The organism is Nitrosomonas sp. (assembly GCF_021731985.1).
Taxonomy (GTDB): Bacteria; Pseudomonadota; Gammaproteobacteria; order Burkholderiales; family Nitrosomonadaceae; genus Nitrosomonas.
Window position 1 is genome coordinate 1 of sequence record NZ_JAKFWH010000092.1, and the last position, 12655, is coordinate 12655.

General features: G+C 45.9%; 8 protein-coding genes. All 8 read left to right on the top strand.

Going from position 1 to position 12655, the window contains the following annotated elements; genetic code table 11:
- Window positions 1–228 precede the first annotated feature (228 nt).
- The 8 genes from QZ942_RS13805 to QZ942_RS13840 all read left to right on the top strand — a co-directional run bounded on the left by QZ942_RS13805 (window position 229) and on the right by QZ942_RS13840 (window position 12562).
- Window positions 229–753: a YfiR family protein gene (locus QZ942_RS13805; protein ID WP_292996623.1), complete on the top strand. Its 525-nt coding sequence runs from the start codon at window positions 229–231 to the stop codon at window positions 751–753.
- 159 nt (window positions 754–912) lie between these two features.
- Complete coding sequence (locus tag QZ942_RS13810) at window positions 913–1113, top strand: hypothetical protein (protein WP_292996625.1); 201 nt, start codon at window positions 913–915, stop codon at window positions 1111–1113.
- Entirely contained in the window at window positions 1079–2953 is a 1875-nt protein-coding gene (locus tag QZ942_RS13815) for a TonB-dependent receptor (RefSeq protein ID WP_292996627.1), read from the top strand. Before QZ942_RS13810 ends, QZ942_RS13815 begins: the two co-directional genes overlap by 35 nt.
- Before the next feature lie 244 nt (window positions 2954–3197).
- On the top strand, window positions 3198–5072 hold the full coding sequence (locus QZ942_RS13820; protein WP_292996629.1) for a TonB-dependent receptor: 1875 nt from the start codon (window positions 3198–3200) through the stop codon (window positions 5070–5072).
- 12 nt (window positions 5073–5084) lie between these two features.
- Window positions 5085–5747, top strand: a complete 663-nt coding sequence (locus QZ942_RS13825; RefSeq protein WP_292996631.1) for a YfiR family protein — start codon at window positions 5085–5087, stop codon at window positions 5745–5747.
- A complete protein-coding gene (locus tag QZ942_RS13830) occupies window positions 5747–8515 on the top strand; it encodes a response regulator (protein ID WP_292996633.1) in 2769 nt (922 codons plus the stop codon). The genes QZ942_RS13825 and QZ942_RS13830 overlap by 1 nt, the downstream gene beginning before the upstream one ends.
- Window positions 8512–10632, top strand: coding sequence for an EAL domain-containing protein (locus QZ942_RS13835; protein WP_292996635.1), 2121 nt, complete (start codon window positions 8512–8514; stop codon window positions 10630–10632). The genes QZ942_RS13830 and QZ942_RS13835 overlap by 4 nt, the downstream gene beginning before the upstream one ends.
- Window positions 10619–12562 carry a diguanylate cyclase gene (locus tag QZ942_RS13840; protein WP_292996637.1) on the top strand — a complete coding sequence of 648 codons (1944 nt, stop codon included), beginning with the start codon at window positions 10619–10621 and terminating at the stop codon, window positions 12560–12562. Before QZ942_RS13835 ends, QZ942_RS13840 begins: the two co-directional genes overlap by 14 nt.
- Window positions 12563–12655: the final 93 nt, after the last annotated feature.

Here is a 12655-nt window from a genome sequence, read left to right on the forward strand (position 1 = left end):
GCCTTTATACAAAACAAGACATCCAGCCCCCCCCCTCTCGAGCACTTAGACTATTAACACCCAGGGCATTTTTAGTGCACTTGTCTTATTAGTTTGATGACATCTTTCTCTATTTAATCGAAAACATTTGATGCATGATGCGCCCTGCTCAAGTTATTTATTTTTCGCGCCATGACTCCGACACCCAAGTTATTCGCCCATCAATTTTGCAAGGTATTTTAGTCTAGAATGCCTTTCGCAAAATTATACCTGTTACTCATTTGGCTAATCTTGAGCTTTTCGCCGTACGTATGCGCGGATGAACTGGATGAATACACGTTAAAAACAGCTTTCCTATATAACTTTGCAGTTTATACGACATGGCCCGACACGGACGCCAGTACTTTTAACCTATGCATCTATGGAAATGATCCGTTCGGCAAGAATCTCGATTCATTGATGCAAAAAAAGAGAGTCAATGATCGCACCATCACCATTCATCGAACAAACAATATTGATCGTCTCGATTCATGCCAGCTAGTTTTTATCTCCCGCTCATCGATTGACAACTTAAAAGCCGTCATCAACAGCCTGCAAGATAAACCTGTACTCATCGTAGCGGACAGTCCGGGCACCATCCAGCAAGGCGTTATAATCAATATGGAGGTCAAAGATGAAAAAGTCACATTTGAAGCCAATTTAAAAGGGGCCAGAAAGGCCGGTCTCAATCTGAGTTCTCAGCTATTGCGCTTCGCCACTTCGGTGCTTCAGTAATAAAATAAAGCTGAAATCTGCACACTCCTCTGTAGTAAAAATCTCACACCTTAAAATCCTCTTCCCTGAAAGAAGAAATTACTATCCCTAATTTGATAAATTAAGGGTAATAAAAATCTTACTTCTCGGCTTTAATCGGTGATTGGGTATGTTTAAATCATGCAACTAAAAAACAACCCTGTTCATTGTGGTCACTCTCAGAAAACCTGTTTTCTCGCTCGCCAATATCCCTGCGAAAAAAAGCTTGCTGCTCGGTTTGCTTTTGCTGCAGATATTTCCGGTCTGTGCGGCAAAGAATTTGGAGCAGATGAGCTTAGAGGAATTGATGAATATCAGCGTTGTGGGCGCTTCAAAATATGAGCAGAAACAACAGCAAGTCGCTGCAGCCATCAGTGTCATTACGCGCGCAGATATTCGAACCTATGGCTGGCGTACACTGAATCAAGCACTCGCCAGCCTTCCGGGAATTCATACCACGTATGATTATCAATATGAATATTTGGGCACACGCGGATTCGGTCTGCCAGGAGATTTTAATTCACGCGTGCTGATCACGATCAATGGCAATCGCATCAACGATGCCACTTATGATCAGGGACCTACCGGGCGTGATTTTCCACTCGATATTGATTTGATCGAACGGATTGAGTTTATCCCCGGACCAGGCAGCGCCGTCTACGGTCAGAACGCCATGATGGGTGTAGTCAATATCGTTACGCGTACTGGCGCAAGTGTCAATGGTGCCGAGCTATCGACCTCGTACCAGACAGCGGAAACCATGCCGCAGGAACGTGCCACCTTCGGTAAAAAATTCAGTAACGGCACTGATGCGTTACTTTCCTTCTCGGGTCTTCAATCCCGTGGAACAGATCGTTTTTTTGATTATGGCGATTCCGGTATTTCAGGGGTAGCGCGCCGCTTGGATGGGGAAAATGTTAAACAATTATTTGCACAAGCCACGCATGGTCCGCTCGCATTTGACTTCATGTATGGTGATCGACGCAAAGATGATCCTACCGGTATGTTCTTATCTGATCCACTGGTGACTGGACAATTTCAACGAGATCGTCGTCTCAACACACAAATCCAGTATAACGACAGTTTTGCCAATGATACCCTCAACGTATTGGGCCGGTTGTTTCTCGGTCAATATCGCTATGATAACCCTTTAGTCTATGGTGGTGAGAAAACGCTGTCCACCGGACCCAGTGACTGGCATGGCGCTGAATTGCGCCTTCTTTCCACTGCCTTGTCTAATCATAAACTGATGGCAGGTGTTGAGTATCAAAATAATACGTCCATCAAACAATCCTTTCAGAATTTCGACCATCCTGAAGATAATCTAGCGATCAAAAGTTCCGTTGTCCGTGTTGGTGTGTACGCACAAGACGAATGGCGCATTACCGACACCTTGTCCGCAACCGTAGGGCTGCGTTATGACTACAGCGCCTGGATTGGTAGTCTTGGCAATCGATTGAGTCCACGCGGCGCGCTGATTTGGCAAGCCACCCCAAAAACAACATTCAAGGCGCTCTATGGCCGCGCTCACCGGTCACCGAATGCGTATGAACGAGACTACACCGATGGCATTTCCCAAGTTGCCAATCCAGGATTACGCAGCGAAATGGTTGATACTGCTGAACTCGTGGCAGATTATCTTCCGCTGCCGAATATGAATTTACGCGCCACTGTTTACGCATGGGATATGCACAACATCATCGCACTCGGAATCGATCCGGTGAGCGGATTGTCGCAATATCAACAGACATCACAAAAAGTACTGGCCAGAGGCACAGAATTATCGTTAGATAAAACTTGGGATTGGGGTGCACGATTGCGCAGTAGTTTTGGTATCCAGAATGCTGAGCAACAGGGCTCACACCTCCCCAATTCACCCTACCACCTGGGCAAGTTGAATATTTCCATCCCCATACCTCTGATCACCGGCTTGCGCGCCGGCTATGAATTGCAATATTACGGCAAACGCAAAACGCTCGATGGCACGAATACCGACAACTATTTTCTTTCCAATCTGAATTTGGTGACCAATGTTCCACAGGTGAAAGGATTGGAGGCATCGCTGAGCTTCTACAACTTGTTTAATGAGAACTACCAACACCCGGCTGCAGATACCAACTGGCAGAACTTTTTCTGGCAGCCTGGCCGAACCGTACGTCTCCGAATGGATTACCGCTTCTAAGTGCGTGCGGGTATGACATCCCTGCATAAAAAAACGCCATTTCTCAGCTTTTGAAGAGCAATCGACTATGTTTAAATCAAAGAATTTGTGAATTAAACCATCTATCTTGTTCATCCTACAAAAATTTAGCACATTTTCCCTGGATTCTCCCGCGAGAGAAGCACCCCTGCTCGCTTTGCTTTTTATGCAAATATTCCCGGTCTGTGCTGCAAAGAATTTGGAGCAGATGAGCTTAGAGGAGTTAATGAATATCAGCGTCGTAGGCGCTTCAAAATACGAGCAGAAACAACAGCAAGTCGCCGCGGCAGTCAGCATTATTACCCGTAAAGATATCCGAACCTATGGCTGGCGCACGCTGAATGAGGCGTTGGCAAGCCTTCCCGGAATTCACCCCACGTATGATTATCAATATGAGTATTTGGGTACACGGGGATTCGGTCTGCCAGGGGATTTTAATTCGCGTGTGCTGATCACGATCAATGGCAATCGCATCAACGATGCTACGTATGACCAGGGTCCCACAGGACGGGATTTTCCACTTGATATTGATTTGATCGAACGGATTGAATTTATTCCCGGACCTGGCAGTGCGGTCTATGGACAAAATGCCATGTTGGGTGTCGTCAACATCGTCACACGCAATGGCTCCAGCGTAAAAGGCGCGGAGCTATCAACTTCGTACCAAACAGCAGAAATCATGCCGCAGGAGCGAGTTACTTTAGGCAAGCAGTTCGATAACGGGATTGACGCGTTAATTTCTGTTTCGGGTCTTCAATCCCGTGGGGCAGACCGCTTCTTTGATTTCGGGAATTCCGGAGTTTCCGGTGTTCCACACCACATGAACGGGGAAAATGTTAAGCAATTATTTGCCCGAGCGACCAAGGGTCCTTTTGCATTTGATTTCATGTATGGCGATCGACACAAGGAAAACCCAGCTTCTCCTTATATGACCGACCCTTTAGCAGGGGGAGCCTCTGTCAACGACCGCCGTCTCAACACACAGATTCAATACAACGACAATTTTTCCAACGGCACGTTGAATGTCTTGGGCCGATTGTTTCTCGGCCAATATCGCTACAGCCAGCCGGGTATCTACAGCGGTGATAAAACTGCATCCACCGGACCCAGTGATTGGCACGGCGCTGAATTGCGCCTGCTTTCCACCGCCCTGACCGATCATAAACTCATGCTCGGAGTCGAATATCAGAATAACACTCGTATTAACCAAACTTTCCAGAATTTCGCAAATCCTGCTGACAATATAGCGATCCATAGTTCAGTCGTGCGCGTCGGTTTTTATGCTCAAGACGAATGGCGTATTACTGATACCCTGTCTGCAACCGTAGGATTACGCTATGACTACAGCGCCTGGATTGGTAGTCTTGGAAATCGACTGAGTCCGCGCGGCGCGCTGATCTGGCAGGCTACCCCCAAAACAACATTCAAGGCACTCTACGGTCGTTCCCACCGGTCACCCAATTCGTATGAGCGTGATTTCAACGATGGAACAACTCAGGTTTCTAACCCAGGATTACATAGCGAAGCAGTTGATACCGCTGAACTCGTGGCTGATTATCTGCCATTGCCCAATTTGAATCTGCGCGCCACCGCTTATGCCTGGGATATGTACAACATCATCAGGCTGGGAATAGATCCAGTCAGCGGACTCTCCCAGTATCAACAAGGATCAGGCAAGGTACTAGCCAGAGGCACAGAACTATCGCTGGATAAAACCTGGGATTGGGGTGCACGATTGCGCAGTAGTTTGGGTATCCAGAATGCCGAGCAACAGGGCTCACATCTTCCCAATTCCCCCTACTATCTGGGCAAGTTAAATATTTCCATCCCCATTCCGCTGATGACCGGCTTGCGAGCCGGCTATGAATTGCAATATTACGGTAAGCGTAAGACGCTCGACGGCACGAATACGGATAGCTATTTCCTATCCAACCTGAACCTCGTCACCGATGTTCGATGGGTGAAAGGACTGGAAGCATCGCTGAGTGTGTACAACTTGTTCAATGAGAATTACCAGCATCCGGCTGCCGCCACCAACTGGCAGAACTTTTTCTGGCAGCCTGGCCGGACCGTACGCCTCAGAATGGATTATCGCTTCTAAGTGCGCACTGATATGACATTCTTACAAAAAAAAACCCATCTGCTAAACCAACTGATAACCAGAGTTACGGTTATACGCAATTGGGTACGAGGGAAGCAGGAAACAGCGATCTGCTATGGCAATCGCCGTATCAGAAAGCGATTATTCATCCGTTTTTATCCAATTTTGTCGCTATGTTTGTTCTTTTCCTTGTTCTTGGGTTACTCGTCATTGACCTTAGCCGAGCAACCATCAGAATACCGATTAAAAGTGGCCTTCCTTTATAATTTTTCCGCTTACACGGAATGGCCCAGCTTGCCGAACCAGGTTTTGAATTTATGTATCTATGGTGAGGACCCGTTTGGCGAAAATTTACAGCACTTACAGCATAAGAAAGCCCATGAACATGAAATAGTAGTCCGGCATACAAGAAATACTGAAGATCTTCCTGGTTGCCAGATTGTTTTTATCACCCGCTCAAGCATCGACAATCTCAGTAACATCATTAAACAACTGGATGAAATGCCGATATTAACCATAGCCGACACCCCCGGCGCTAGTCAGCAAGGCGTTATACTCAACATGGCTATGAAAGAGGGAAAAGTCACATTCGAAGCGAATGTGACTATTGCAAAAAGAAACCGCTTAAAACTCAGCTCTCAACTACTACGTTTCGCCACTGAGGTATATCAATAATGAAAAGTTCATCACCGGCTGCTGTGACATTACGTTCTAAATTGCAACGAATCAACTTTGCCACACAGGGCACGGCGATGCTGCTGGTCGCAATACTCGTTATTCTGAGCAGCTTCTTCATCAGTTTTCTATCTATAGTTCAAACCAGTCAGTCAACGGCAAAATTATTGGCGGAGAATGCCGTCGCGACATTGATGTTCCAGGATACGGGCACGGCACAAACGCTATTACATTCGCTCAGCAATACACGGGAAATCCAAGCTGCGGCGATTTATACCGCAGAGAAAGTAAAATTCGTTCAATATTCTGTTGAAAACACACTGCTTCCGGAAACTTTAGCTTCCCTGAAAGAAGACATGCAAACAAATATCCATTTTCTAACTCTCACGGAACCGATTCACTTCAATGAACAGCCTCTGGGCAGCCTCTACTTGGAAATATCCTTGCACCCCCTTTACTGGCAAATACTTTGGCACGTTGTCATCACAATCACTGCTGCAATTATCGCATTATTGATCGCCAACCTTATGCTGCAACGGCTTAATCGATCGGTACTCGATCCGCTCAACAATCTTTCCACTGTCATGGAGCATGTCACGAGCAGGGCAGATTACTCAACTCGAACCGAACCCAGTTTAATTGTTGAATTGAATACGCTATCGAAGGGATTCAATAATATGCTGGAAACGATTCAAGATCGTGATGCAAAACTGGCTAACTATCTTGATCACCTAGAAATTGAAGTTGAAAAACGGACAGCAGAACTGGTGCTTGCCAAAGAATCAGCAGAAGCGGCAAGTAAAGCCAAAAGTGAATTTCTGGCCACGATGAGCCACGAGATCCGCACGCCAATGAATGGCATCCTGGGGATGACCGAATTACTGTTAGACACTCAATTAGATAAAGATCAACACCGTTTTGCAGAAACAGTTCAAAGCTCAGGCCAGCACCTCCTCGGTATCATCAATGACATTCTGGATTTCTCCAAGATTGAATCCGATCACATGGAACTGGAGACCATCGATTTCGATCTGGTCAAACTGATTGAAGATACACTGGTCATGTTTGCGCAACCCGCTGATAAGAAGGGTCTGGAATTGATCGCACAGTTCACACCCCCCAACACAGCCTTCATGTTACGCGGCGATTCATTCCGAATACGTCAGATCGTTGCAAATCTGCTCAATAATGCCATTAAATTCACCGAACAAGGAGAAATTGTCATTCGCACAATACTGCTTGATAATACCGGAACACTGGCTAATGTCTCCCTATGCGTTGAAGATACGGGTATCGGAATTCCTCCGGCATACCATGAAAAAATTTTCCATAATTTTTCTCAAGCAGATGGTTCCACAACCCGCCAATATGGAGGAACCGGCCTTGGTCTGACCATCTGTAAAAAATTATTGGAATTGATGGGAGGGAGCATTCAGGTAGAAAGCTCTCCGGGTCATGGCTCCAAGTTCTGGATTAATCTGCGGCTGGAGAAATCCAAATCGGAACGTAACGATTTTTCCGATATCACTAATTTGCACGGCATCCGAGTTCTGGTTGTGGATGATAATCAAACTAATCGAGAAATTCTTCAACTACAATTGCAGAATTGGCAAATAGATACTGTGTGTGCTGAAGATGCGCAACAAGCTCTAGCGTATATGAATCAGTCTGTTGCCGAAAATAAATTATTCCACTTGGTCATTTTGGACATGCACATGCCCAAAATGGATGGGCTGCAGCTGGCAAGCAGAATTCATGCACACCCGGATTTCAGAAAAACTCGCATGATGATGCTGACTTCAACCTATAGTAACGCGAGTCAGCTCGAAAGACAGAATACCGGTATCTTACGTTGTGTAAACAAGCCCGTCCGCCAGAAGGAACTACTGGATATTATCATTGATGTCATGGGGCGTAATCTTGATAAAGAGGCCATAGATTCTCTTTTAGTAGAGCGAGTTTCAGTCAGCGCGCCCACACAAAACTTTCACGGCAAAGTTTTGCTGGCTGAAGACAATCCGGTTAATCAGGAAGTAGCCAAGGCGATGTTAGCAAAGCTCGGCTTGGACACAATCATTGCTCATGACGGCAAACAAGCTTTAGATCTGATCCAAAACAACCAATATGATCTCATTCTGATGGACTGCCAAATGCCTAACATGGATGGTTTTGAAGCAACCGCACACATCCGGCAACAGTTTGGCACAACACACACCATTATTGCACTGACTGCCAATGCGACAGAAGACGATCGCAAACGCTGCTTAGAGGGCGGAATGAATGATTTTCTTTCCAAACCTTATACGATCGATCAGTTGCGACAAAAAATCCATCATTGGCTCAGCAAAGAAAAAAACAATCCAGTGAATGCTGTAAAATCCGCAATCGTTGAACTAGCACCCGAAACTAACGCCGCGCCTGCACTCAATCCAATATGGCTTGGTCAAATTCGCGAGCTTGACACAACCGGAGGAAATGTTTTGCTGCACAAGATTCTGCAAGCTTTTCTCGAATCTGCTCCCAATAATATGCACCAGCTTGAACAAGCTATTATTAATGGCGATGCTGACAATCTGCGTCAGTCAGCACATGCATTGAAATCCAGTTCGGGAAATATCGGGGCTGAGAACCTATCCGCTCTACTCAAGCAACTGGAAGCGGATGGGCGAACAGGGGAATTAACACATGCAAAAACACTACAAGAAAGCTTACGGCAGCACTATCAACAAGTCATCTCCGAAATCAACAAAATACTCAATCCATCGTGACAACTGAACTTTTTAAAATCTTACTGGCTGATGACGATGCAACGGTCAGATTGCTCATGCAGGCGGCGTTAGAAAAGGCAGGTTTCAGAGTTACGCTGGCCTGCAATGGAGAAGAAGCCATTCGCCTGTTTGAAGCATCCCCAACGGACATGGTCATGCTGGATGTTGAAATGCCCGGAATGAACGGACATGAAGTTTGTTCGTACCTGCGGGCGAAAATAGGCAATGAATTACCTATCATCATGGTAACCGGAATGGATGACGTGCAATCCATCAATCATGCCTTTGAAGTCGGCGCAACAGATTTCATCGCCAAACCGATCAACTGGAATTTGATCAGTTATCGCATTCTATATCTAAAACGTGCCTACCTGAACCTGCTTGCACTTCAAATTGCTAACGCACGCAGCACAGCAATCTTTAGCGCGATTCCAGATGCGCTGTTCATTTTGAATAATGACGGCAAAGTCGTCGATATGTGCAGCAACTCGGATGATACCCTTTGTCTAATCACCGGATCGAAGCATGCTTTGAATCAAAGCTTACCCGAAGATATTGTCAACTTATATCTGGATGCAGCGGATCGAGCTCGCCGGTATGGAACAGTGGAGCTTTTCGAGTATCCGTTCAAACTGGATGATGGTAAAACCCGGTACTATGAAAATCGTATTGTGGTTATTGATCCTCTAGAAACACTTTGCTTGGTTCGTGATATTACAGAACGCAAGGATTCTGAGAACAAAATATTTCACCTCGCTTATTTTGATAACCTGACCGGATTACCCAACCGTCAATCCTTTATGGAGCGTTTAGATGGAGAAATTAAACGCGCCAAGTATACCAGTAGCAAACTGGCGGTACTTTTTCTGGATTTGGACGGATTCAAAAGTATCAATGACACGATGGGGCATAATACCGGCGATGTTATTCTGCAATCGACCGCTGATCGACTGCAAAGCAGCACACGCCCATCTGACTTCGTATCCCGTAGCAACGCGGATCATTCAGAGATTAAACTCGCCCGCCTCGGGGGCGACGAATTTACTGTCGTCATTCCCAATCTCCATCGCGCGGAAGACGCCTTAATTCTGGCACATCGAATTCGTGAGACCATGCGCCGCCCTTTTCAGCTTGAAAGTCGTGATGTCGTCCTTACTACGAGTATCGGAATTGCCCTCTATCCAAATGATGGCGAAAACGCAGAAACGCTACTGAAACATGCGGATACAGCGATGTATCATGCAAAAAATGAAGGCCGGGATAACTGTCAATTCTACAATCTCGAGCTAACACTTCACGCCGAAAAACGCATGCATTTGGAAAATGATTTACGTAATGCATTGCAGCAAAATGAATTTCATCTTGTATATCAGCCGCAGTTGGATGTTGCAAGCGGAAGTATCCAATCGGTAGAAGCACTGATCCGCTGGCAGCATCCGCAAAAGGGGGGCATTTCGCCTCTCGATTTTATTCCAGTAGCTGAAGAAAACGGCCTCATTATTCCGATCGGTGCGTGGGTGTTGCGGACAGCTTGTGCTGAAGCTGCTCAGTGGCATAAGAATGGGCGATATTTACAAGTAGCCGTAAACCTTTCCCCCCTGCAGATAAATAACCCGGAGCTGGTCAACACAGTCCTCAATGTTTTGGCTGAGACAGGCTTTCCGCCAAACAAACTTATTCTGGAGATCACCGAAGGTGCTTTAATGGAGCACAATATTGATACCTTGACCCGGCTCCACACGTTACGCGACCACGGTATCGAAATTGCTCTGGATGATTTTGGTACAGGTTACTCTTCGATGAATTATTTAAAACGCCTGCCGATTAATGACATCAAAGTGGACCAAAGCTTTATACGCGGTCTGCTGAATGATAAAGACAGTCTTGCAATCGTCAAGGCAATTATCTCCTTATCCAAAAATCTTGGCTTTTCTGTAACTGCCGAAGGGATTGAAACACTCGACCAGGCTCAAATTCTGAAATATTTCGGCTGTGATACCCTGCAAGGCTATTACTTCAGTAAGCCTGTCGCCATGCAAGAAATTTTTTCTCTCGCAGATAAGCAGTGGACAATCCAGGCCGTCAACCCCAATGGAATCGATTATGAAAATTGCTGATATCGACCAGTTAAAAGTCGGCACATTATTACCCAGTCCCAAAGGGGTGGCGCTTGCGCTATTGGAAGCTTGCCAACGAGAAGATGTCACCATCAATGAAATTACCAAACTCATTCAAACTGACCCCGCACTTTCTGGCCGCTTGATTCAGCGGGCCAATGCGACAAATCAGCGTAGCCGCGCTATTTCTTCTGTATTTGAGGCAGTGCCTCATGTTGGTTTAACGGTAGTCAAACAGCTGGCAATGGGCTTTTCATTGATTGATCAATATCAAAAAGGCACTTGCAAAGGATTTGATTACCAAGAATTCTGGTCACATTCGCTGCTCATGGCGATTGCCATGCAAGAGCTGGGCAAAACAACTCGCGTGTCCGCACCCGATGAATTATTTGCGTGTGGTTTGATGATGCGTATCGGTTGTTTGGCGTTAGCCACAATTTATCCGGATAAATACACGGAACTCATTGCAAAACAATCGCCCGAAATAACTCTGAATGAATTGGAACAACAATATTTGCAGACTGACCATAATGAATTGACTGCGGCAATGCTGATCAACTTTGGTGTTCCCAGAATCTTTGTAGAACCAATCTACTATCATGAAACACCGACTGAATCAGGTTTTTCCGAAGGCTCTCGCCCGTATCAAATTGTACATCTGCTGTACTTGGCAAAACAGATAGCCGATTTTGGATTGGCCGAAGAATCTGAACGTAACCAACGCATCTCCGAACTGATACTGTTTGGCGGAAGAATCGGCTTAGACACGGAAACATTTGGCGCCTTTATAGACCAAATCATGCAGGCATGGCACGCATGGGGGAAAATACTCAAGCTACCTGCTGTGGAAATTCCTCCTCCATTCGATAAGATGATGAATGCGGCTGCGCCACGCACGGAAAATGCGACCGATGCTGCTTCGCTACGTATCCTTTTGGTAGAGGATGATCCAACCAGCCTCATTCTTGCCAAAGAACTGCTATCCAAAGTTCTTGGTCACACTGTCTTTACTGCCAGCGACGGTCAGCAAGCTTTAGCGCTCGCGATGGACATCTTGCCGCATATTGTCGTAACGGACTGGCTAATGCCGGTAATGAATGGTCTTGAATTAACCAAATCGTTACGTGCAACAGAGTGGGGTCAAAATTTATATATCATTATGCTGACTGGCATAGAAGATGAAGAAGAAGTCATTAAAGCATTTGACGCGGGCGTTGACGATTATGTCACAAAACCCATTAATATCCGTGCCTTCCGAGCCAGATTGCGAGCAGCCTGGCACTATCGAAAGTTACAGGATTCATGGGATCATGATCGCGAACAGCTCAAGCGCTTTGCCGCTGAATTAGCCGTCACTAATCGTAGACTAGAGTATTTTGCTCTGACCGACATGCTGACTGAATTGCCCAATCGGCGCTCAGGCATGGAAACACTGACTGAAGTATGGAGCGTTGCGAACCGGTCCAACCAATCGATGGCTGTCATGCTTCTCGATATTGATCATTTCAAAGTGGTTAACGATACCCATGGCCATGCCATTGGCGACAAGGTGCTAAAACAAGTGGCAGCATCCATTCGAAAAATTGCCCGCAAAGGTGATACTTTCTGCCGTATGGGCGGAGAAGAGTTTTTGGTTGTTTGCCAGCCGGGGAACATCGAATTAAAGTCCCTTGTCCTATTTGCAGAAAGACTCCGTCAGCATATCAATACACAACAGATTGTGATTGGTGAACTGCACATAAAAATCTCAATTAGTATCGGCATTGCTTTAAAAGAAACCAGCATGCAAAGCGAAGACCAACTCGTCAATGCTGCTGATAAGGCGCTTTATGCCGCTAAAAATGCCGGTAGAAATAGAGTTTTCCTGGCGATGAATAATAAGCTTATAGCTACGCCCACAGCACCTGTTATTCCCGCAGATAAGGCTTAGTCAAATCCCTTTAATTCCTGAAAAAGAATACCGGAATCCGCTGTAATCGAAGTTTTAAAGAATTTTCTGGCAGATTACAATGGCGAATTCTGA